We start from the raw sequence: 23,169 nt of genomic DNA on the forward strand, positions 1-23,169 counted from the left end.
GGTCCAAAAACTTACATTAACAAACATCGTTAGGATCCTTGATGCCAATATCGGTGAACCACTCTTTAGCCAATTCATCAGCCCATTCTAGGTCTGAGTTGCCAGCCTCAGCGTTAGATATGCCAGTGACAGCGCTGGCAGGTGTCGGCATAAAAGTAGCAGAGCAATTGGCACAATTAAATATCAAACGGATATTTGATTTGCTGCTGCATCTGCCACGCGATTATGAAGACCGCAGCCGACTGGTCTCAATAGCCAATGTGGAGCATGGTCAAGCTGCACTGATTACTGGTCGCGTGGTGCACGTTGATACCAAACGCAGTGGCATGACTGTGATTGTGGATGATGATACTGGTACGATATCGCTACGGTTTTTTAAGGTGTATCGTGGTCTGACACAAACCATGAGTCTGGGGACCCAGCTGCAATTGTTTGGCGAAGTCAAAGTTAGCCGCTATGGTAAGCAGATACATCATCCTGAATATCAAATTATTAATAGTAATGAAGCCATCGTAAATACTGGTTTGCAGCCTATTTATCCTAGCGTCAAAGGCTTACATCAAAATAAACTGCGTACGCTCATCAAGCTTGCCTTGCAAACGGTTCGCAGTCAGGGCTTACCGATGACTTTGTTTACACCTGAGGATTTTTCGGTGGTGGCGGATTTGCCATTGGTGCCGTTTCAGGCAGCTAAATTATCGATAACAACTACCGGTTATTCAGAAGATATCTTTTCTACCTTGGCACGTAGTGTGCCTGACAATAGTTTGAGTGATAGCAGTTTTGGTGATAGCAATAATAATAGCGTCAATAGAACCAGTCCCACTATCTATGATGCCAACAATAATATCAATACCACCGCTGCGAGCACAGCCAATAATAATGTCTATAATTTGACCATCTTTGAAGCCTTGGTATTACTGCATACGCCGCCTACTTATACCGACGCTGGTCGGCAATATCAATTACTTACTCAACTAGGTGCGCGTACCCATGCTGCCTGTCAGCGCCTTATTATCGAAGAGTTGACTGCGCACCAGCTGAGCTTATTATATCGTCGTCAGCAACTGCATCAGCACAAAGCCCCTAAATGTGCCACGCAAAGTCCATTAACGGATGAATTGTTTGCGGCATTACCGTTTGATTTAACAGGGGCGCAGCAGCGAGTGATGAAAGATATCACTGCTGATATGGCGACTTCAATACCGATGTTGCGATTGGTACAAGGCGATGTAGGCGCTGGCAAAACCTTAGTCGCGGCAGGTGCGGCTGGCTATGCCCTCGATAGTGGCTGGCAAGTGGCGGTCATGGCGCCGACAGAAATCCTAGCAGAGCAGCATTTAGTGAATTTTAAACAGTGGTTTGAGCCGTTAGGAGTTGGGGTTGGCTGGCTGGCGGGTAAGCAAACGGCAAAACAGCGCCGCGAAGCGTTAGAAGCAGTCAGCGAGAATAGTGTCCAAATTGTCGTTGGTACTCATGCGTTGTTTCAAGAGCAAGTGCAGTTTGCCAAACTAGGCTTGGTAATCATCGATGAGCAGCATCGGTTTGGCGTCGAGCAACGTATGGCGTTGACCAATAAAGGCGTGGCTAATAGCACCCCGCATCAGCTGATTATGACGGCAACCCCGATTCCACGCACGCTGGCGATGAGTGTTTACGGCGATATGGATACTTCAATCATCGATGAATTACCACCGGGGCGTACACCAATTACCACGGTAACCATAGACCGTAACCGCCGCGATGAGGTGATTGAACGTATTGCCATTAATTGTGCAGCGGGTAGGCAAGCGTATTGGGTCTGCTCGCTGGTAGAGGAATCTAGCGTGCTAGATGCTCAAGCTGCCGAAGCCACTTATGAAGATTTAAATGCGCGCTTAGATATTCGTATCGGACTGGTGCATGGCAAAATGAAATCTGCTGAAAAGCAAGCCATTATGCAAGCATTTAAAGCAGGTCAGCTTGATTTGCTGATTGCCACAACGGTGATTGAAGTCGGTGTCGATGTGCCAAATGCCTCGCTGATGGTCATCGAAAATGCGGAGCGATTGGGTCTGTCGCAATTACACCAATTACGCGGGCGCGTCGGACGTGGCTCGACCAAAAGCTACTGTGTGCTGCTATATCAAAAGCCATTATCAGAGACAGGTACTGAGCGCTTAAATGTATTGCGCGATAGCACAGACGGCTTTGTCATTGCCCAAAAAGACTTGGAGCTGCGCGGCCCTGGTGAGTTGTTGGGTAAACGCCAAACGGGTAATATCGGCTATTACTTAGCCGACCTCATCCGTGATGAGCAGCTATTTGCCATTGCGCAGCGTTTGGCAAAGCATCTCATTGCTGACCCCGCACGCAAAGCCGATGTCAGCCAGCTTATTCACCGCTGGATGCCAGAAGCCAGTCGTTATACTAATGCTTAACGCTAGCCATTTTTTATCTTCTTCACTCTTATCTTTCTCATGCTTACCTTTATAACCGTAGCTCGTGGCTGCTAACCTGCCATCGTATCGATTTTATTTAGAACTGCTTATATCTACCTACTTAAAATTTAACGACATTAGTTTGTAAATAATACACTGTTTTGGTTCGACCAAGTATTTAGCTTTCTAAATCCACATTCTTAACTTCTACGTTATTAATTACTGATATTTAAAGGTTTGTTGATGTAAAAAACCTTTAATAAGCGCTGAAAAAACTTATCCTATCTTAAGTCAAAGTAATGTTGTTAAGATTCTTTCTTTGTATTCTTGTCGATGAATATCTACTTATCAGTTCAGTATTCTATATTGATATGAAGATATTAATGTGGCAGTTTATGGCACTGACCGCAGTCTGGCGGCTCATTGTTTACTCATACTTTACTTTTTACCGCGTTTTTGCAAAAACCATACGCTTTCAAAAATTAAGCTATTGAGTGAATTAACGAATTCTGACAGGACGTTGGAAACTCGACTGGCTTAATAGTGCTAGCCCGTGTCTTATCCGTTTATCTGTTCGAGGTTTCATACAAGGATGTTTCATGAAAAAGATATTCACCTTCACCTGTGCCATTTCGGTACCATTGTTATTTAGTCAATCTGCTGTTGCTGAATTCGATTACTTTAAAACCGATGGCAGCTTCAAACGCTTTTCAGTTTCTGCTGGTTGGTTGCACGCTTCACCGCAAGGCAAAGCCAATCCGATGCAAACCACGACCGCTGCTAAAAATGGAGTGGTTGCTGACAATGGTAGTGTAAAAGTTGAAACGGTAAGAGAGGTTTTAGTTAAAGATCAAGATCGTTTCGGACTAATAGATGGCACCTTAGGCGCTTTAGGGGCTGAAACGGATTTGTCCAAAGTTCCGGTATTGGGTGATGTTTCTGGTACGACTGAAATTAACGGCTTAGAAAGTTGGACCAGTGCTGGCACAGGTCTGGAGGCTGATGATGTCGATACTTTTGGCTTCTTATTTAACTATTATCTCAGTGATAATTGGTCAATTGAGGTCAAAGCTGGCATACCCCCTAAAGTGGATATTTTAGGTCAAGGCCAAGTGTTTGCACCGCTAACGGGTAAGGTCAGCCCGAGTGGTGCAGCAGGACCCCTGTTAGGTGATTTTGATATTTCAAAGGATATCCCTATTACCGATTTGACCCAAGGCGATGGTGTGTCATCGAGTGCTCGCGCATGGCTACCGGCAGCTGGGGTGCAATATCAATTTGGTAAATCTGGGGTCAATAAGTTTCGCCCTTATGTCGGTGCTGGGGTTATGTATGCCTATTTTAACGACATTGAGCTAAATAATGGCATTCGTGAAGATTTAGAAATGGCTGGACATCAAATTCAGAATATCAAAGATGACAAAGCGGGCGCTGCGCTAGAAAATGTGAAATCCAATCAGGAGATGAGCGTGGATGTTGAGGCAGACAGCGCCTTTGCGCCTATCGTTACGCTGGGCGCCACTTATGACTTTAATGACAGATGGTTTGGGGTGGGTTCTGTGTCCTATGCAAAACTGGACAGTGATACGACTATTACAGTCGAAAATGATATGGGTGAAGAATTGATTCAAGCGAAGACTAACCTAGATATCGACCCCTATATTACTTTCCTTGGCGTAGGCTATCGTTTCTAATGTAGCGTTCATAAATGATTGAAGAAATGGGCTTAAATATAAACGCACACTTTTAAAGGTGTGCGTTTATATTTTCTAATTCAGATACCATAAATGATATTTGCAGCTAACCCAATTTACTCACCTTCTGTTTTTGCTATTTAATGACTATACAACACCTAATAACACTTATTTTTAGAATTTTTTGCAATGTGATATCAATTACAACCACTAAACTTACCAACAGAAAACACGATATATAACAATAAAATGATGGCTTAATATGTGCTATCCTCACTAAATTTATAGACTATTGTAATTATAAACAATGTTTTAGAGGCAATTGCTGCTTTCTTCAGTGAGCAAAATTTATAATCAAGCAAGCTCGCATTTACACCCATTGCGACTGGCTATTTATCGTTACTTGTCACTGTCATTTTTTTAGCATCAGTATCTTACTTATATCTATTTTATTATTACCCATACTTATATGGTCATTACTATCCGTATTTATAGAGAGCTATCATGAGCGATGTTGAAGAAACCAACCCGAAGCCATCTGCTGAATCTGAGCTACCACCATATCGCCAATCCAATACGCCAGCGAATAAACCCGCGTCAAAGTTTCCGCTGTGGCTGCTACCAGTATTGGCAATTGTGCTGGTTATCGGTGTTTTGGTTGGAAAATATTGGGGCGGTAATAAAGCCGCGAATAATGAGTTCCCAGCTTCTACCGCTGCACAAAGTGATGGTACGGATGCCAATAATGCCAATGATCAACAAGCCGTACTATCGGTCGAAACTGTGATGCCAAACCAAGAAAATATTGGCAATACGCTCAGTGCAGACGGTACGATTAGTGCCAAAGACATCGCCAACGTCAGCGCTAAAGTCAATAACGTGGCGATTGAGCGCATATTAGTGGAAGAAGGTCAGCGCGTTAAAGCCGGCCAAGTATTGGCAGTATTTGATACCGATGCGATGGAGCAGCAGGTTTTGCAGGCAGAAGCGGATGTTGCAGAAGCGGAAGCCACGCTTGCCAATGCTACTGCCGATGCCGCCCGTGTATTGCCACTTATCGATATTGATGCCATTAGTAAGCAAGAAGCCGACCGTTATCGTACCTCTAAATTGCAAGCGCAAGCTTCATTACAAGCGTCTAAAGCGCGGCTGAGCACGCAGCGCTTGAGTGTTAATAATGCCAAAGTGGTCGCACCCGTCAGCGGTGTCATCAGTGAAAAAATGGCCGAAGTAGGTATGGTTGCTGGTGGAGAGCCGTTATTTACCATTATCAAAGGTGGTATTTTAGAGTGGCGCGCGGATATCGATCCTAAACTCATTGGTGAGGTGAATGTCGGTACGGAAGTGCGTGTGGGTTTACCGGGAGGCGACTCTGTGATGGGGCAGGTCAGCCGCATTGCTCCAACTGCAGATGACAACCGCCAAATTACGATCTACGCCAGCCTTGCTGCTAACTCAAAAGTTCGGGCAGGCATGTATCAAACGGGTGAGTTTTTATTGGGTAGTACCAATGCCCAAACTATACCCAATAGCGCTATCGTTAGCAATGATGGCTATGATTATGTGATGTTAGTCACCAATATCAGTACCAAAAACGGACAAGACATAGGGCGTATCAAACAACAACGCGTGACCTTGGGTGAGCGCTTTGGCGATAGTGTGGCGGTGACAGAGCCCCTGCCAGCTGAGAGTCGACTTGTAAAGCAAGGCGGTAGTTTTTTAAACGATGGGGACTTGGTGCGTATCGTTGATGGTCTGAATAAAAAGAACAATCAGGCCAATAGTATTGCAAATAAAGACATGGCTAGTAACCAAATAGTTAATAAAGAAGCAACTGGTAAAGAAGCCAATGCCGCTGCCACGCAGGCGCGCTCATGAATTTAAATGTCTCATCTTATTCGATTAAAAATCCTTTAGTCGCCATATTGCTGTTTGTGCTCCTGACCTTGGGTGGCATTTATGGCTTTATGAAAATGAAGGTACAGCAGTTTCCTGATATCGACCTACCAGCCGTGGTGGTCACGGTCACTTTACCGGGCGCTGCTCCCTCACAGCTTGAAAATGATATTGCAAAAAAGATAGAAAATAAGCTCACCAGTATTGAGGGCGTCAAGCATATTCGCTCAACGCTGCAGACTGGGGCGGCGACTATGGTCACCGAGTTTGTCTTAGAAAAAGACATCCAAGAAGCAGTCGACGATGTTCGTTCGGCCGTGGGTGAGGTGCGTGGTGATTTGCCCGCTGCGGCCAATGACCCGATCATTACCAAAGTTTCAACCGCAGGATTTCCCGTCGTTACCTACTCTGTCGCGGCTGAAAATATGAATGTGGAGGACTTATCTTGGTTCGTTGACGATACCGTCACCAAGCGTTTGTCTGACATTCCAGGCGTCAGTACGGTCGGCCGTATCGGCGGTCTACAGCGCGAGATTACCGTGGCGGCTGACCCTATCGCTCTGAGTGGCTTAAAATTTTCTATTGCCCAGTTATCAGAGCAAATCACAGGCATCCAGCAAGACAGCTCGGGCGGTGAGGCGGAAGTGGGTAAAACGACTCAGACCATCCGTGTCCTTGGTGCTGTTGAGCGCGCCAGTGAGCTGAATGATTTGCAAGTCGCCGTTCCTACCGGTGGCACGCAAGCGCTTGGGCGAATGGCGCAAATCACTGATGGCGCTGCTGACCCAAGCTCGATTGCTAAGCTTGATGGGCAGACAGTGGTGGCATTTAATATTACCCGCTCGCGTGGTGCCAGTGAAGTCGAAGTGATGAAGCTGGTTGATGCTGAGCTTGCCAAGCTGACAGCAGATGTGGGCAATATCAATATCGAAAAAGTCTATGATCGAGCCACACCAATCGCTGAAGATTATCAGTCTTCATTACGCATGCTCATTGAAGGTGGTATTTTAGCCGTTATAGTGGTTTTTCTCTTCTTGCGCAATATACGCGCGACTTTTGTGGCTGCGGTGGCACTGCCACTATCGGTTATTCCTACATTTTTGGGCATGTATTTATTTGGCTTTAGCCTCAATATTATTTCCTTATTAGCACTGTCATTGGTCATTGGGGTTTTAGTTGATGATGCTATCGTCGAGGTTGAGAACATCATTCGCCATCTGCGTATGGGTAAGACGCCTTATGAGGCGGCGATGGAAGCGGCTGACGAGATTGGCTTGGCAGTAGTTGCCACGACCTTTACCTTGATTGCTGTATTTTTACCCACGGCCTTTATGGGCGGTATCGTTGGGCAGTTCTTCCGCCAGTTTGGCTGGACGGCTGCTTTGTCAATTTTTGCGTCGTTAATGGTGGCGCGTCTTATCACGCCGATGATGGCAGCTTATATACTACGACCAGAAAAAAAGCATGTCGAAAAACAAAGTGCATTGATGGACTGGTATCTTAAGGTGGTCTCGTGGACGTTGCATTATCGTTGGATTACGATGGGCGCTACCTTGTTATTGTTTGTAGCGTCGTTGGCTTTAGTAAAGCTCCTGCCAACTTCTTTTATTCCTGATAATGATATAGACCAAACACGGGTGGAGATTGAACTGACACCTGATGTGGCGCTTGAAGACACCGAGCGCGTTGCCGCACTGGCAAGCGAGCGTATATTGGCCATGCCTGAAGTGACGCATATCTTTACGTCAGTAGGCGAGGCTCAAGAATCTATGGGTCCTAGTTCTGGCTCAGGTAGTGGCAAAACTGAAAATATCGCTGGTCTGGATGTGGTACTCGCGCCAAGGGCGGAGCGCGGATCTAAGCAAGAGATTGAGCGAAAAATTAGTAATATGTTGGCAGAAGTACCTGGCGCACGCTTTACGGTCGGTCTATCGAGTGGCGGTGAGACGGGATATAACTTTTCTATGACCAGTACCAACCCGCAGTTACTCGAACAGACTGCCCAGAAAATCATGTCAGAGATTCGAGCGTTACCAAGCGCTGGTTCAGTGACCAGTGACCGGAGTCTGCCACGTCAAGAGCTAACGGTAACGCCAGATAGATTGGCAATGGCGGATAAAGGCGTGACCACCCAAGATATCGCGACGACATTACGTGTGGCTACCGTTGGTGACTATGAGCAGCGTTTATCCAAGCTCAATTTGGATACACGGCAGATTCCTATCGTCATCCGCCTGCCAGATATTGCCAAACAAAACGTCAGTCAATTAGAGGGTCTATATGTACCCAGTGCGTTACCAGCAGGACAGGGCGTACGTGTGGGCGAGGTCGCTACGCTAAACTTTGGTACAGGGCCGGCGCAAATCAGTCGACTTGATCGTGAGCGGGCGATTAGTATCACCGTTCAGCCTGCCAATGGCGAACTTGGTGACTTGGTACAGGCGGTCAAAGCAGTGCCTAGTATGCAAAAACTGCCAGCCTCTATTACCATTATCGATCAAGGGCAAGCAGAAAATATGGCCGAGCTTTTTAGTGGCTTTGTGATAGCGATGTCAATCGGTGTGGTCTGTATTTTGGGTGTGCTTATCTTATTGTTTGGGCGTATCTTGCAGCCATTCACCATTCTCATGGCCTTGCCATTATCTATTGGCGGTGCCTTTGTCGGCCTAGTGATTACCAATAGTAGTCTGTCTATGCCGTCGATGATTGGGTTTATTATGCTCATGGGTATTGCCACCAAAAACTCTATTTTATTGGTTGATTATGCATTGATTGCCCAGCGTCGTGGCTTGGCGCGTTTTGACGCCATTATTGATTCTTGCCGTAAGCGCGCGCGTCCTATTATTATGACCACCATTGCTATGGGCGCGGGCATGTTGCCACTGGTATTTGGATGGGGGGATGCCGATCCGACATTCCGTCGACCGATGGCGGCAGCAGTATTGGGCGGCTTGGTGACCTCTACTTTATTGAGCCTTGTGGTGATTCCTGTGGTCTATACCTTGATGGATGATGTGTCAGGGTGGTTTGCGAAATGGCTCATTCCAAGCGGTAAAGAGCAATCGGCTTCTGATAAGTAAGCTTAAATACCATAATTAGGTATCATAAAAGGTTAAAATGGCTATTCAAGTGAGAGTAGCAAAGTAATAAAAATAGCGACTAAACATAAAAAGGGCTAAGACTTATTATAGTGAGTTTTAGCCTTTTTTATGGGCAGTTATTTACTACGATTAGATATAGGAAAGGCGTTTTTTGTCACCACTTTCAAAGTGAGGACACGCCCTAGATCAACAGTAAAATTTTATGCTATTCCATTCTATTTTATACAATAAAATTATAACCATGAATTTTACTCATCTTTGGTTTAAATTACATCGTTTTTATTCATGTCATGGTTGGGTTATGATTTACTCCATACACAAATTTTGTTTTATCTCAGTTCACGAGATTAGATTAAGGGTGCGGATTACCATGAGTAAAGAATTCAGCTATTCTATTAAAAGTATTCGTTTTGATGAAAACTATCATCCTGCAGACAGTACGCGTCTGACCACCAACTTTGCGAATTTGGCTCGTGGCGAGCATCGTCAAGACAACTTACGCAAAACGTTAAGAATGATAAATAATCGTTTTAACGCGTTGGCGCATTGGGATAATCCGACAGCGGACCGTTATTCTGTTGACGTTGATATTATTTCTGCAGACATGGATATCGAAGGCAATGGTGATGCATTCCCTGTTATCGAGACGTTGAAAACAACGATTGTGGACCATAAAGAGAACACTCGTATTGACGGTATGATCGGCAACAGTTTCTCATCTTATGTACGCGATTATGACTTTAGCGTCGTACTGCTAGAACATTTTGATAAAAATCCAGGAACGCCACCGCCAGAGGACTTTGGCGACTTACATGGCAAACTGTTTCAATATTTATTGAACTCAGAGGCCTATCAAGCCAATTTTAATAAAAAACCGGTAATTTGCCTCAGTGTTTCCACCAGTAAAACCTATCATCGTACTGCCACTCAGCATCCTGTATTGGGGGTTGAGTATCAACAAGATGACTATTCGTTAACCGATGATTATTTCCACAAAATGGGCTTAACCGTTCGCTATTTTATGCCTGCAGGTAGTGCTGCACCTTTAGCGTTTTATTTTGCGGGTGACTTGCTGAGTGATTACACCGACCTTGAGCTAATCAGTGCGATTGCTACTATGGAAACGTTCCAAAAGATTTATCGCCCTGAAATTTATAATGCCAACTCTACCGCAGGTCAAGTCTACCAACCGAGTTTGAAATACCAAGATTATTCACTGACTCAAATAGTATATGACCGTGAAGAGCGCAGCAAAATGGCAGTGACGCAAGGCAAATTCACAGAAGAACAATTCATCAAGCCGTATCAAGACATTCTTGAACAATGGGCTGCAAACTATTCTGTAAAAAAACCTGCCGTTAAAAAACGCGCCGCCTAACTGGTCTAAATATAAAACCCTGAAATTTAGCCCCAATATACAATCAAAATATAAAAAGTGAATAAACATGACATTACTATTACCAACCTCAACCGCTGGCAGCTTACCGAAACCTTCTTGGCTGGCAGAACCTGAGAAAATTTGGTCCCCTTGGGCATTAGAAGGTAAGCAATTGATTGAAGCCAAACAAGATGCTTTGCGCGTAACACTGCAAGAACAAGCACAGGCAGGAATTGATATTGTCAGTGATGGCGAGCAGACCCGTCAGCATTTTGTCACCACCTTCATTGAACATCTCGATGGCGTCGATTTTAAGCAGCGTGAAACGGTCAAAATTCGTGATCGCTATGAGGCGAGTGTGCCGACAGTCGTGGGCGCGGTGAGCCGTACAAAGTCTGTATTTGTTGATGATGCCAAGTTTTTACGGGCGCAAACCGATCAGCCGATCAAATGGGCGCTACCCGGCCCAATGACTATGATTGATACGCTGTATGACAATCATTACAAAAGCCGTGAAGAGTTGGCGTGGGAATTTGCCAAGATTCTTAATCAAGAAGCGCGTGAATTAGAGGCGGCTGGCGTGGACATTATCCAATTCGATGAGCCGGCCTTTAACGTGTTCTTCGATGACGTCAACGATTGGGGCGTGGCTACACTAGAGCGCGCTATCGAAGGGCTAAAATGCGAGACGGCGGTACATATCTGTTATGGTTATGGCATCAAAGCCAACAATGATTGGAAAAAGACCTTGGGTTCAGAGTGGCGCCAGTATGAAAAAGCCTTTCCTAAATTGCAGCAGTCAAGCATCGATATTATCTCGTTAGAGTGCCAAAACTCGCATGTACCGATGGATTTGATTGAATTGATTCGTGGTAAAAAAGTGATGATTGGTGCCATTGACGTGGCAACTGATACCATTGAGACCGCCGAGGAAGTAGCCAATACCCTACGCAAAGCGCTGCAATTTGTCGATGCCGACAAGCTTTATCCGTCGACCAACTGTGGTATGGCGCCCTTGTCTCGCTCCGTTGCACGCGGTAAGCTGGAAGCGCTAAGTGCAGGCGCAGCCATTGTTCGTCAAGAGCTGACTGCTTAAACGCGGCCAATAGACAGGCTATAACTAATTTTAAGAGGCAGATAATGATTGAAGCAACTGACTTTAGAGACGCTATGTCTTTGTTAACGACCGCCGTTAATGTTATTACCACAAAAGGTAGCTCTGGTGCTCATGGGTTTACGGCATCGGCGGTATGTAGCGTCACAGACACACCGCCCACTTTGTTGGTCTGCATGAATCAGACGTCGCGCTCACATGCCCATTTTATTGATAATAAAATGTTAAGTGTCAATGTGTTGGGTGCACAGCACGAGCAAATATCCAATGCCTTTGCCTCTAAATTGTGCTCTGATGAGCGCTTTGAGCAAGGCACTTGGACTGAGCTGGCAACAGGTGCGCCTGTCTTAGAAGATGCATTGGTCAGTTTTGATTGTGAGATTGAAGACATTCAGCAAGTGGGCACCCATAGTGTCTTTATGTGCCGAGTGGTCGCTATCAAACAAGCTGAGCAACAGGGCGGGACTGATGAAAGTTTGGTTTATTTTAATCGCTCTTACCATCAAGTTGGTCAAGTGGAGCTCGTTTAAGTTATGAAAAGCGTTAAAAAATTGTACCGCAATTTTAGCTTTGCAAGGGAAGTTCTTTAAATAGAATTTCCGTATACTATGACACTTACCAAGTTTTAAAGTTGAACTGAGCTTATCATCTAACAAAAATTATCCTTTAACCGAGAAGCAACTATCCCGTGGAATTAATCATTTTTTTAATCATAGGCGCTCTAGCAGGATTTGCTGCAGGGCTTTTTGGTGTGGGCGGTGGAACCATCATCGTACCACTGTTATTTATCGTCTTTACCCAAATGGATTACAGTCCTGATAATATTATGCATCTGGCTCTAGGTACTTCACTGGCGACCATTATTGTCACCTCTATTAGCTCGTTGATGGCACACAATAAAAAGGGTGCCGTCATGTGGCCTGTCTTTAAAAACCTGGCACCAGGCTTAGCGATTGGCTGTTTTTTAGGCGCAGGCATTGCAGGACAGATATCTGGACTGTATCTTCAGCTCATTGTGGGTGTGTTTTTGCTGTGGGTCGCCTATAAAATGTTTTTTGGTGGCAAAAAACAGGCCGCTAATCAGGCTAATGACGTCAGTAATGCCAACTATGCTAATACAGAGTTGCCTTCAAAGCCTAAGCAATTAGCGGCAGGTGGAGTTATCGGTATCGCTTCTGCCATTTTTGGTATCGGCGGCGGCAGTTTAACGGTGCCTTATCTCACGCGTTATGGGGTAGTCATGCAAAAGGCAGTTGGCACATCAGCCGCGTGTGGGCTGCCCATTGCTATTGCCGGTGCTTTGGGCTTTATGTTTTTTGGGATGCAGCAGCAAATTAGTGTTCCCAATACGATTGGCTTTGTGCACATTTATGCCTTTTTAGGGATTAGCATCATGAGTTTTTTCACCGCTAAGCTAGGTGCGAAAGTCGCTCATATACTATCACCACAGCTATTAAAAAAATGTTTTGCGCTGTTATTGACCGTTGTGGGGTGTTATTTTCTTTATAAAGGGCTACTTTAAGTATTCATATTTGTATAATAGGGCGTGTCTTATTTAAAATAAGGACACGCCCTAATCATATTATTTTGGATAACTATGTTTAATAAACTTAAGGCATTGGCTGTACTTTCAGCCTTCCTAACTCTTGTCGCCTGTTCCGATAATACCTCCGATTTAGCTCACGATAAAAGCGCTACTACGGCTAGTGATCACGAGCATAATGTGCAAGAGATGTATCGTCATATCGATATGTTAACAAGAGAGTTGCCAAGCGTACTTGATGAAGTCACCACTTTAGAACAAATTAATTTTGATGGAACAACGGTTACTTTCGGTTATAAGCTGAAGATATCTGGTTATAGTGATGCCGAAAGAAAAGAGATTGAAACGGTAATGCGCAACGAACATACCAAGTTAGCCTGTGAAGAAGCAGAAGTCATTCAGGGTATAAATAGGGGGTTCGATTATCAGTATAGTTATTACGATTTAGATGATATTAAAGTGGGGGTTTTTGATGTCACAAAAGACATTTGTGACAACCTATCATAGCTTTGCCTTCGATAATAAGACTGGCTTTGGAATACAGCCCCTAATGTATATCCAAGTTATTGAGCTTTTCTATGGTTGTTATTCACAAAAAAAATCCTTCGCCATCTCGTTAATATCAGACAGCAAAGGATTTAGTATCGTAAAATAGTATGATAAGTAATTACTTAGTATGATAGGTAATTACTCAATAACATTACTCACTTTAAAATTAACAAATATTATTCGACTGTCACACTTTTTGCCAAGTTTCTAGGCTGGTCGACATCCGTCCCACGCATCACTGCCACATGGTACGACAATAACTGTACTGGAATGCTATAAACAATCGGCGCTAGCGTCTCGCAAACATCAGGTACATAGACCACATGCATTCTATCTTCAGCGACCATTTTACTAGCCTCACTAGCGAATACAAATAGCTCACCGTGACGGGCATGTACTTCTTGCATGTTGGCTTTGAGCTTATCAAACATACTGTCTTTTGGCGCTAGCACCACGATAGGCATGTCCTTATCAACCAAGGCCAGTGGACCGTGCTTTAACTCGCCTGCTGCATAACCTTCGGCGTGAATATAAGAGATTTCTTTTAGCTTTAACGCCCCTTCTAGCGCTATTGGGAACTGTAAACCACGACCTAAGAATAAGCAGCTCTTTTTATATTCAAAATGCTCGCTCATGGTTTTAATAGGCGCGTCGAGGTGTAAGCTGGCATGCAATTGACCCGGAAGCTGTTGTAACTGATCAATTAAGGTCGTTAAGTCTTCATCAGCCATGCGCTGCTGAGTAACGCCTACTTTTAATACCAATAACATTAAAGCTGCAAGCTGAGTGGTAAAAGCTTTGGTAGAGGCGACGCCAATCTCGGGTCCTGCAAGCGTTGGTAAAAATATGTCAGTCTCGCGTACCAAAGATGACGTTGGTACGTTACATAGCGCCAAGCTCACCAGTCCGACTGGCGTATTTTTTTGAATATCACGTAATGCAGATAAGGTGTCAGCGGTTTCACCAGACTGAGAAATACAGATGACCAATGAGTTATCGATCACAACCGGATTGCGATAGCGGAATTCACTGGCGACTTCGACTGAACAAGGTACGCGAATAAGACTCTCGAACCAATATTTTGCGATTAGACCCGAATGGTAGCTGGTACCACAAGCAATGATTTGTACGTGCTTAATGCCTTTTAATTGTGCTTCATGATGCTGTAAAAAACCATCACGCAGTTTAGATGGCTCATCTTTATCTAATGCCATTTCAATGGTACGGGCGACCGCGTCTGGCTGCTCATAAATTTCTTTGAGCATATAATGCTTAAACTCGCCTTTATCGGCATTGTGTTGGGTGGCATCAATTTCATGTATTTGACGCTTAACCTCGACCCCGTCAGCGTAAACCTGAACACTGTTACGAGTCAACTTGGCAATATCGCCTTCTTCTAGATACATAAAGCGATTGGTAACCGGTAGCAGTGCCAGTTGATCGGATGCGATAAAGTTCTCGCCAATCCCCACACCAATCACTAGCGGAGAGCCTAAACGTACCGCTATCAACTCTTCTGGGCAATCGACATGGATAACACCAAGCGCAAATGCGCCATGTAATAACGGAATAACCTTGCGAACAGATTCTAATAAATCGGGTGTATCTTTATAGATATCGTTAATGAGGTGAGCGACGACTTCGGTATCTGTTTGCGAAGTAAACTCGTAGCCTTTGGCCATTAGCTCTTCTTTTAGCTCGGCATAGTTCTCCACAATACCGTTATGAACCACAGCGATTTTGCCTGAAACATGCGGATGTGCGTTACGCTGTGCAGGTTCACCATGGGTCGCCCAGCGCGTATGAGCAATACCGATATGCCCATCGAAAAACTCTGGGTTCACTGCCACGGCATCGACCAACGCTTGTACTTTACCAACTTGACGCTCACGATGGAGCTCACCATCACGGATGACGGTCAAACCAGCAGAATCATAGCCTCTGTATTCTAAACGCTTAAGCCCTTCAAGTAAGATATTAGCGATATTACGCTCAGCAACTGCTCCAACTATTCCGCACATAGATATTCCTTAAATCTGATGTTTTAACTTTTAATGTTTCCACGTGGTACTGCTTCAGTGATTTAACACACGATGATGTTTCGTTCATCTATAAATATAAATAAGCAGCACCACAAATCATTGTCGTACTGCTTAAGTTTGCTCAAAGTCTTTGTTATTGACTTAAAGATCAGCGAGCCCGTTATTTTTTAGTCGGGCGCTGAAAGTTGTTTTTCTGGGTTTGACGTGCGCGACCAAAGGCCAATGCATGGGCATCAACGTCTTCTGTAATCACAGAGCCTGCGGCAACCGTAGCGGTATCACCAATTTTTACTGGTGCCACTAAGCTAGAATTTGAGCCGATAAATGCATTGTCTTCGATAATGGTCTGTGATTTATTGACACCATCATAATTACAGGTAATCGTACCCGCGCCAACATTGACATCTGTCCCGATGGTGGCATCACCAATGTAGCTCAAATGGTTGACCTTGCTGCCATGACCAACGGTTGATTTTTTAATTTCGACAAAATTACCGACTTTGCTGTTATTAGATAAAATAGTATCAGGACGCAGATGCGCGAAAGGTCCAATATCAACGCCATCACCGATTTCAGCGCGATCAATGACACAATAAGGTTTGATATAGCAAGCGTTGCCGATATTCGCGTTTTTAATAACACAGCCCGCTTCGATATAAACGTTATCACCCAATACGCAATCGCCCTCGAACACCACACCGACATCAACGAAGACGTCTTGACCAGCGCGCAGCGTGCCACGGATATCAACACGAGTCGGATCAGCAAACTGTACGCCAGCTTCTTGTAAGTCAGCGACCAATTTTCCCTGCCATGTACGCTCTAAGCTGGCAAGTTGTTGGCGGTTATTGACGCCTTCAATTTCAAAGGTGTGCTCAGGCTCAATCGCAATAATATTAATATCTTCAGCGACGGCCATTTTGACGATATCAGTCAGATAATATTCTTGCTGGGCATTGTCGTTAGACAGTTTTGGTAAGTACTTATGCAGTAGGGCGTTGTCAACGCAATAAATACCACTGTTAATTTCTTGAATCAGTTGCTCATCGGCGCTGGCATCTTTTTGTTCGACGATGGCTTCGATATTACCTGCTTGGTCACGTTTGATACGCCCGAGACCAAAAGGATTATCTACTGTCAGTGTCAACATAGACATACCGTTAGTATTAGCGGATTTCAACGCTGCTAAAGTCTGGCAACTGACCAGTGGTACATCGCCATACAAAATCAGGCTTTGTCCTTCTTTTGGTAAATCTGCCAAAGTCACTTGTACTGCGTGTCCAGTGCCTAATTGCTCAGTTTGAGCGATCCAAGTAATTGATGATTGTGCATACTGGTTGGTGATTTCTGATTTTACCTGCTCACCACCAAAACCATGAACGATGATGGTTTCATCAACGGTTAATTGATGGCAAGTGTCAAGGACGTGACTTAATAGCGACTTGCCAGCCAGTGTCTGCAGCACCTTTGGTTTAGCCGATTGCATGCGCGTACCTTTGCCAGCCGCGAGAATAATTACCGAAAGAGGAGATGTCATAATAGCCTACAAATGTAACAAAATATAATTTTGAATTATAACGCAAATGAGCATTTAACCAAAATGGTATGTCGTGACATCTTTGTAATTTTAGCCTAGAAAATAACGTTATAAATAACTGTCAGTACCATGATCAAATATTTAACATCACCTAATCATCAAAAAACAACAATATAAATAACTATCCAAACAACGGCTGCCATTACTCCAGCAATAATATCGTCTAACATAATACCTAGACCGCCAGCGACTTTTTTGTCGGCCCAGCCAATTGGCGGTGGCTTAATAATGTCAAAAAACCGAAACAATATAAACGCGATAATGTGCGCACTCATAAAAGACGGTTGCGTTATCGTTTGCCAAAAATTGTCGTTAGCGACACCCATATAGGATAATGGCAGTAGGGTAAGCCACATACCAGCCCACTCATCCCAAACAATATGCGGATTATCATGCCCGCCCATTAGCTCAGAAGTGCGTCCACATATCCAAACCCCAAAGATGCAGGATAACAGGGTGATGATCAAAAACGGCACAAAGCCCAAGCTTAACAATGGTACGGCAACGATTAAGCCGCCAACTGTGCCCCAAGTACCAGGAGCACGGCGGGGTAGGCCACTGCCTAAACCGAGACCGAGCCAATAAACCACACGGTCAAGCGTAGTAGCATTTGCTGGTAGGGGTGGGCAGTCGTTGGCTTTACGGATATCGGGCTTAGAGAGGTCGTGATCGCTCATGAATTAACCTGCAAAATGTTGGTAACCCGTAAGATTGGGCCAAGTAGAAAACGGTGCGGGATGGGTCGGGGTGACAGGCTGTCCTTGATAATAAAGCTCAGGACGTATATTTGCATTGCTATCTTTAGTTACAGTATTTGTTGATGCAGTCACCTCACCAATACAGGTTACTGGGGTATTGCTTGTAGGAGGTTCGATATTAGCAGGCAAGGTAAAAGCCAATTCATAATCATCACCACCTGCTAGCTGACATAACAAGCGTTCGGTTAAATCAACGCTTGCCAAAGGCCTGCTGGTAGGCAGCTGCTCCAGATTGATACGCATACCGACGCGGCTTTGCTGACAGATATGCCCAAGATCTTGATAGAGACCATCGGAGATGTCTATCATTGAGCTTACACCGATTTTTGCCAATGCTGCACCTAATGTAATACGCGGGGTTGGCATGTGCAATCGATGGGCTAACTCTGCGCCTTGTTCATTATCAGGATGCTGTAGCGCATAAGCAGCATCACCAAGTGACCCTGATACGTATATTTTATCACCGACTTGTGCACCTGAGCGATAGACGGCTGGCGTGTCTGCATCAAGCAACCCTTGAGCGCTGACACTTAATACTAAACTGTCATTACGCGTCGTATCCCCACCAATAAGAGTCACGCCAAATAATTTACAAGCATGAAATAAACCTTTAGCGAATTCGCCTAACCATTGCTCATTTACCAAGCGTTTAGGTAATGCTAGTGCCAGTAAAATACTATGCGGAGTTGCGCCCATGGCGGCAATATCTGAGACATTAACCGCCACGGCTTTATAACCAATGGCAAAAGCCAGTTTATTAACTTGTTCCCAATCGGCACTAAAGTGTCGACCTTGAACCAGGGTATCGATACAGCTAACCAAGCGCGACCCTGCAGGCAAGGCCATGACTGCTGCATCATCACCAATCCCTTTTTCGACACTGCCTTTATCGATACTGCTGGACAATGACTGTGCCGCTTGCATTTGGGAAAATATACGCTCAATCAGCTCAAATTCATTCATAATTAGTCTTGGCTGTTTGCATCGTTAGAATCTGTTTCAGCAGTGTTCTTAGCGTCGATTTGAGCCTCAAACTGAGCCTCAGTTTGAGCATTGTTCTTAGCGTTGCTCAGCTTGCTTGCTTTATAATCACTAATATTTGCGCTGGCTTTACTGGCGCTATTGCGTTTGACGCTGGCATTATTGGCACTAATACGTGTCTTGTTTGAAGCGGTAGGCTGTTCTTCTGCGCTATCTTTAGTGGTTTCTGTGTTGGTGGCAGTATCCGTGTTTACTACAGGTTTAGCGGCCACTTTTTGTGAGGTGCGTAAATTGGCTTTGGTGTCTGCTTCTACTTCAGTAGCACGCAGCTCAACGGCCATTCTATCAAGGACGGCATTAATCAATTTATGCGCATCAGTGGCACCAAAATGATTGTTCAATTTCATCGCTTCATCAAGCACGACTTTATACGGAATCTCTAAGCGATTTTGTAGCTCATAAGCGCCAATCAATAGAATGGCGTGTTCAACAGTATCAAGCTTGTCGATTTCACGATCGAGATGCTGGCTAATAAGCGTATCTAGCGCCTCAATCTGTTCTGGAATATCGCGCATCATTTCGTGATAATAACCGATATGGACGGTATGCATGGCATTGGTGGCGCGCGTACGGGCAGCGATATCGTGCGGGGCATTGTCTTTCCAGCCAAGCTTGCCATTGGCGTCGAAGCGGCGGTCAGTCACCAGCCATTCGTATAGCCCTTGCATAGCAAAGCGTCGCGCCTTACGCACAGCGGTGTGACTGGTCTTGTAAGAAGACTCACTCATATCGAAGGTTTGATCACCCGCACTGCTGCTCGCGATGCGCGTGGCTTCAGCTTGTTTATCATTGGTTTGGGCAGTTTTCGCCGCGCTAATAGCGCGCTTGAGTTGATCAGTCATAAGGGGTCTATACCTAATTCTAAAGTAATAAGTTTTAAGATAATAAGTTTTAAAATAAAATGTTAAATAGTGGTCGGTTGGCAAATGTTGCCAATCAGTTTTAAGTACTTATAATACGTTTATTGGAGCCATAGTCATAACCATCGCCCCAACTTAAATAAGAAATAATAATATCAATATGCTAAATTAATAGGCTAAGTTAACAGGCGAATCAATACGATTGGCCATTAATGACTATTAATTAATAAAAAATTAAGCGTCGTCGCTATCGTCTTCAATATCTAACTGTGATAAAACGGCAAGCATCTCTAATACAACCATCGCCGCTTCTGAGCCTTTGTTACCAGCTTTAGTACCTGCACGTTCGATTGCTTGCTCGATGCTGTCGGTAGTCAATACGCCGTTTGCGACAGGGATATTATAGTCAGTTGCAACACTGCTTAAGCCTTTTGCAGATTCGCTAGCGACAAAGTCAAAATGTGGTGTGCTACCACGAATAATCGCACCTAGCGCAACGATAGCATCAAAGCGATCCGATTCAGCAGCGCGCTGGGCAACTAATGGCAACTCAAACGCACCCGGTACACGAATCACGGTGATATTGCTGCCTAAAACGCCATGACGCAGTAACGCATCAATCGCGCCGTCAACCAATGATTCAACGACAAAACCGTTAAAGCGAGCGACGACGATACCAATACGCACGTTTTCGTTTTGATGTAAGTTACCATCGATATGGGTCACGGCACTGCGCTGCTGTTGTAAATTTGACATAAAAAATCCTTTGCCGAATGGGCTATTAATAGAAGTATAAGAATCTAAGTATTAGGAATATAAATATATTGCTAGGTTCAAACCACTCATTTAACGGACTAATAATCAGATAAATAAGCAGTTAAATGAACGAAAACCAAATGATAATAAGCAGTTAGCACTATGATAACATTTTTTGCAGCTGCATTTGCATTTTACAAAGGGGTTATAAGCGCATTTGTATACCTTGTGCTGCCATATATTCTTTGGCCTCTTGAACAGTATATTCGCCAAAGTGAAAAATACTGGCGGCAAGTACTGCATCGACGCCGCCTTCTAATACGCCTTCGGCTAAATGCTGTAGGTTACCAACACCGCCTGAAGCAATGACAGGCACATTTACTTGGCTGGTAATTTGCTTCATCAACGCCAAGTCATAGCCTTTTTTGGTGCCATCGCCATCCATCGAGGTGACCAATAACTCGCCAGCGCCAAGTTCGGCCATTTTGCTTGCCCAAGCAACGGCATCGATACCAGTAGGCTTACGACCACCGTGGGTAAAAATCTCCCAACGTGGCATAATAATGCCATCAACAGTGACATCATCGACGCGTTTGGCATCGATAGCCACAACGATACATTGATTGCCAAATTTCTGCGCCGCTTCACCGACGAATTCAGGGGTAAATACCGCTGCCGAATTGATCGCGACTTTATCGGCACCAGCATTGAGCAAGTTACGGATATCAGCGATTTTACGCACACCACCGCCGACGGTTAATGGCACAAATACCGTCTCTGCCATACGTTCAACGGTATGATAAGTGGTATCGCGCTCATCATTGGTGGCAGTAATGTCTAAAAAGGTAATCTCATCGGCGCCTTGCTCGTTGTAGCGCTTGGCGACTTCGACTGGGTCACCAGCGTCTTTAATATCGACAAATTGCACGCCTTTGACCACGCGTCCGTTATCAACGTCCAAACAAGGGATGATACGCTTTGCTAACATAGGGCCTTTCACCTTATAATCAATTCATTCTTTAAGCGCTAGTCTAGCAAAATCACCACCATATCAGGCAGGTTTTCGCAAGATTATTATGCTTTTAGCCAAAGTTTGCTCTTGCGCGGTACAATTACTGTCATTAGCACCTAAATTTCTGCTATTTAACTTCTTATTCAATTGCCATAAGTGAGATGTCATGTCCGTCTATACCCAGTTAACCGATGACCAATTTGCCACCTTTTGCCAACGTTTTGGCGTATCGTTTGCGCGAGCCATACCGATTACCCAAGGTATCAAAAACTCAAACTGGTTTATTCAGACGACTGACGATGTAGATGGCGCGCACTCTTATGTATTTACTTTATTTGAAGAGCGTCCACCGGAAGATATTGAAAAAATGGCGGTTATCTTAAACCAGTTGGATGGTAAGTTACCGGTTGCCGCGCCGTTGGCACTGATTGATTTAGCCGCTGATGCTGATAAACGCTACGTTATTCATTATGATAATAAAGCGATTACCGTGGTGCCCTGTTTGGCTGGCGCGCATCCACAGCAAACCACACAAGCGATGTGTCATGAGATAGGCGCGTCGCTGGCAGTATTGCATGAAACGTTAAAACAGCTACAGCCAGCTGAGCAATACGGTGTGCCTCTATATCCATGGAGCGATGTGCGCGACCGTGAAATTCAGTTTATGCCAGGTGATGAAGCCAAGCTGATGAGTGATATCTGGCAATCTTATACCGATTTGCCACTGGCGACTTTACCAAAAGGCTTATGTCATTTAGATATGTTTGCCGATAACACCTTGTGGAATCTGCAAAAAGGCGAAGAGCGTTTGACCGGATTGTTAGACTTTACCGAAGTCAGCGTCGAGCATTATGTGATGGATATTGCTATTACCATTAATGATTTCTGTACCACGTGGGGCGATGCGGAACAAGGCGAGTCGGTTAATTTTGATCGCAGTAAAATGGCGGCTTTCTTGCAAGGTTATGAATCGAAACGCGCGCTTGGTGAAGATGAAAAACGCGCTTTACCGGTAATGCTAGCAAAAGCGGCGGTGATTTTTTGGCTGCTACGTCTTAACGTTATCCATTACAACCGTACCGAAGGGCGTACTGGCGATAATATCATGGTCAAAAATCCTGACTTAATGAAACGTCTTGCCTCTTATCATTGGTCACATGTTGAAAAAGTGCAAAATACGGTATTTATGCTTGAGCATGCACGCTATAAGGGCGATGATAAAAACGGCGATGTCGAAGATTTTAAATTAATCGGTGTGTTTGCGACAGAACAGCAGGCGCAAGCCGCTATTGAGCAATTAAAATCTCAACCTGGCTTTAAAGACTATCCAAACGGCTTTCATATCGATGCTTATCCATTAAACCAAATTAACTGGTCATCAGGATTCGGTTGCAACTAGAATATAGCA

General features: G+C 44.6%; 17 protein-coding genes. 10 read left to right on the forward strand and 7 right to left on the reverse strand.

Going from position 1 to position 23,169, the window contains the following annotated elements:
* Positions 1–41: 41 nt before the first annotated feature.
* The 9 genes from recG to ACT3TU_RS07665 all read left to right on the forward strand — a co-directional run bounded on the left by recG (position 42) and on the right by ACT3TU_RS07665 (position 13,653).
* The gene (recG, locus tag ACT3TU_RS07625) at positions 42–2,420 is read left to right on the forward strand and encodes an ATP-dependent DNA helicase RecG (protein ID WP_225735369.1); all 2,379 of its coding nucleotides are present in this window, start codon (positions 42–44) and stop codon (positions 2,418–2,420) included.
* 599 nt (positions 2,421–3,019) lie between these two features.
* The gene (locus ACT3TU_RS07630) at positions 3,020–4,114 is read left to right on the forward strand and encodes an OmpW/AlkL family protein (RefSeq protein WP_192523866.1); all 1,095 of its coding nucleotides are present in this window, start codon (positions 3,020–3,022) and stop codon (positions 4,112–4,114) included.
* Positions 4,115–4,618: 504 nt separating this feature from the next.
* On the forward strand, positions 4,619–5,992 hold the full coding sequence (locus ACT3TU_RS07635; RefSeq protein ID WP_192523865.1) for an efflux RND transporter periplasmic adaptor subunit: 1,374 nt from the start codon (positions 4,619–4,621) through the stop codon (positions 5,990–5,992).
* Positions 5,989–9,090, forward strand: a complete 3,102-nt coding sequence (locus tag ACT3TU_RS07640) for an efflux RND transporter permease subunit (RefSeq protein WP_192523864.1) — start codon at positions 5,989–5,991, stop codon at positions 9,088–9,090. Before ACT3TU_RS07635 ends, ACT3TU_RS07640 begins: the two co-directional genes overlap by 4 nt.
* A 391-nt stretch (positions 9,091–9,481) precedes the next feature.
* Complete coding sequence (locus tag ACT3TU_RS07645; protein ID WP_192523863.1) at positions 9,482–10,489, forward strand: DUF1852 domain-containing protein; 1,008 nt, start codon at positions 9,482–9,484, stop codon at positions 10,487–10,489.
* A gap of 67 nt (positions 10,490–10,556) precedes the next feature.
* Positions 10,557–11,585: a methionine synthase gene (locus ACT3TU_RS07650; protein WP_192523862.1), complete on the forward strand. Its 1,029-nt coding sequence runs from the start codon at positions 10,557–10,559 to the stop codon at positions 11,583–11,585.
* 44 nt (positions 11,586–11,629) lie between these two features.
* On the forward strand, positions 11,630–12,133 hold the full coding sequence (locus tag ACT3TU_RS07655) for a flavin reductase (RefSeq protein WP_192523861.1): 504 nt from the start codon (positions 11,630–11,632) through the stop codon (positions 12,131–12,133).
* A gap of 158 nt (positions 12,134–12,291) precedes the next feature.
* A complete protein-coding gene (locus ACT3TU_RS07660; protein WP_192523860.1) occupies positions 12,292–13,125 on the forward strand; it encodes a sulfite exporter TauE/SafE family protein in 834 nt (277 codons plus the stop codon).
* A 75-nt stretch (positions 13,126–13,200) separates the two neighbouring features.
* Positions 13,201–13,653 (forward strand): hypothetical protein, encoded by a 453-nt coding sequence (locus ACT3TU_RS07665; protein WP_192523859.1) that lies wholly within the window; start codon positions 13,201–13,203, stop codon positions 13,651–13,653.
* A gap of 218 nt (positions 13,654–13,871) precedes the next feature.
* On the opposite strand, the gene glmS is transcribed toward ACT3TU_RS07665, so the two are convergent.
* The 7 genes from glmS to hisF form a co-directional block, all read right to left on the reverse strand.
* The gene (gene glmS / locus ACT3TU_RS07670; RefSeq protein ID WP_192523609.1) at positions 13,872–15,716 is read right to left on the reverse strand and encodes a glutamine--fructose-6-phosphate transaminase (isomerizing); all 1,845 of its coding nucleotides are present in this window, start codon (positions 15,714–15,716) and stop codon (positions 13,872–13,874) included.
* A gap of 181 nt (positions 15,717–15,897) precedes the next feature.
* Positions 15,898–17,274: a bifunctional UDP-N-acetylglucosamine diphosphorylase/glucosamine-1-phosphate N-acetyltransferase GlmU gene (glmU, locus tag ACT3TU_RS07675; protein ID WP_192523608.1), complete on the reverse strand. Its 1,377-nt coding sequence runs from the start codon at positions 17,272–17,274 to the stop codon at positions 15,898–15,900.
* Between the two features lie 158 nt (positions 17,275–17,432).
* On the reverse strand, positions 17,433–18,011 hold the full coding sequence (locus tag ACT3TU_RS07680; protein ID WP_192523607.1) for a phosphatidylglycerophosphatase A family protein: 579 nt from the start codon (positions 18,009–18,011) through the stop codon (positions 17,433–17,435).
* 3 nt (positions 18,012–18,014) lie between these two features.
* The gene (gene thiL, locus ACT3TU_RS07685) at positions 18,015–19,055 is read right to left on the reverse strand and encodes a thiamine-phosphate kinase (RefSeq protein ID WP_444784225.1); all 1,041 of its coding nucleotides are present in this window, start codon (positions 19,053–19,055) and stop codon (positions 18,015–18,017) included.
* 2 nt (positions 19,056–19,057) lie between these two features.
* Positions 19,058–19,975 (reverse strand): transcription antitermination factor NusB, encoded by a 918-nt coding sequence (gene nusB / locus ACT3TU_RS07690; protein WP_192523605.1) that lies wholly within the window; start codon positions 19,973–19,975, stop codon positions 19,058–19,060.
* A gap of 252 nt (positions 19,976–20,227) precedes the next feature.
* The gene (gene ribH, locus ACT3TU_RS07695) at positions 20,228–20,749 is read right to left on the reverse strand and encodes a 6,7-dimethyl-8-ribityllumazine synthase (protein WP_225735177.1); all 522 of its coding nucleotides are present in this window, start codon (positions 20,747–20,749) and stop codon (positions 20,228–20,230) included.
* A 205-nt stretch (positions 20,750–20,954) separates the two neighbouring features.
* Positions 20,955–21,737 carry an imidazole glycerol phosphate synthase subunit HisF gene (gene hisF / locus ACT3TU_RS07700; RefSeq protein WP_192523604.1) on the reverse strand — a complete coding sequence of 261 codons (783 nt, stop codon included), beginning with the start codon at positions 21,735–21,737 and terminating at the stop codon, positions 20,955–20,957.
* A gap of 190 nt (positions 21,738–21,927) precedes the next feature.
* On the opposite strand from hisF, the gene ACT3TU_RS07705 reads away from it, so the two are divergent.
* Positions 21,928–23,160, forward strand: coding sequence for a homoserine kinase (locus tag ACT3TU_RS07705; protein ID WP_192523603.1), 1,233 nt, complete (start codon positions 21,928–21,930; stop codon positions 23,158–23,160).
* Positions 23,161–23,169: the final 9 nt, after the last annotated feature.

Origin of the sequence: Psychrobacter sp. AOP3-A1-26, from assembly GCF_052378235.1 — a bacterium.
Lineage (GTDB): Bacteria > Pseudomonadota > Gammaproteobacteria > Pseudomonadales > Moraxellaceae > Psychrobacter.

Coding starts and splice junctions, on each gene's coding strand:
- recG (WP_225735369.1), top strand. CDS start 42: ATGCCAATATCGGTGAACCACTCTTTAGCCAATTCATCAGCCCATTCT.
- ACT3TU_RS07630 (WP_192523866.1), top strand. CDS start 3,020: ATGAAAAAGATATTCACCTTCACCTGTGCCATTTCGGTACCATTGTTA.
- ACT3TU_RS07635 (WP_192523865.1), top strand. CDS start 4,619: ATGAGCGATGTTGAAGAAACCAACCCGAAGCCATCTGCTGAATCTGAG.
- ACT3TU_RS07640 (WP_192523864.1), top strand. CDS start 5,989: ATGAATTTAAATGTCTCATCTTATTCGATTAAAAATCCTTTAGTCGCC.
- ACT3TU_RS07645 (WP_192523863.1), top strand. CDS start 9,482: ATGAGTAAAGAATTCAGCTATTCTATTAAAAGTATTCGTTTTGATGAA.
- ACT3TU_RS07650 (WP_192523862.1), top strand. CDS start 10,557: ATGACATTACTATTACCAACCTCAACCGCTGGCAGCTTACCGAAACCT.
- ACT3TU_RS07655 (WP_192523861.1), top strand. CDS start 11,630: ATGATTGAAGCAACTGACTTTAGAGACGCTATGTCTTTGTTAACGACC.
- ACT3TU_RS07665 (WP_192523859.1), top strand. CDS start 13,201: ATGTTTAATAAACTTAAGGCATTGGCTGTACTTTCAGCCTTCCTAACT.
- glmS (WP_192523609.1), bottom strand. CDS start 15,716: ATGTGCGGAATAGTTGGAGCAGTTGCTGAGCGTAATATCGCTAATATC.
- glmU (WP_192523608.1), bottom strand. CDS start 17,274: ATGACATCTCCTCTTTCGGTAATTATTCTCGCGGCTGGCAAAGGTACG.
- ACT3TU_RS07680 (WP_192523607.1), bottom strand. CDS start 18,011: ATGAGCGATCACGACCTCTCTAAGCCCGATATCCGTAAAGCCAACGAC.
- thiL (WP_444784225.1), bottom strand. CDS start 19,055: ATGAATGAATTTGAGCTGATTGAGCGTATATTTTCCCAAATGCAAGCG.
- nusB (WP_192523605.1), bottom strand. CDS start 19,975: ATGACTGATCAACTCAAGCGCGCTATTAGCGCGGCGAAAACTGCCCAA.
- ribH (WP_225735177.1), bottom strand. CDS start 20,749: ATGTCAAATTTACAACAGCAGCGCAGTGCCGTGACCCATATCGATGGT.
- hisF (WP_192523604.1), bottom strand. CDS start 21,737: ATGTTAGCAAAGCGTATCATCCCTTGTTTGGACGTTGATAACGGACGC.
- ACT3TU_RS07705 (WP_192523603.1), top strand. CDS start 21,928: ATGTCCGTCTATACCCAGTTAACCGATGACCAATTTGCCACCTTTTGC.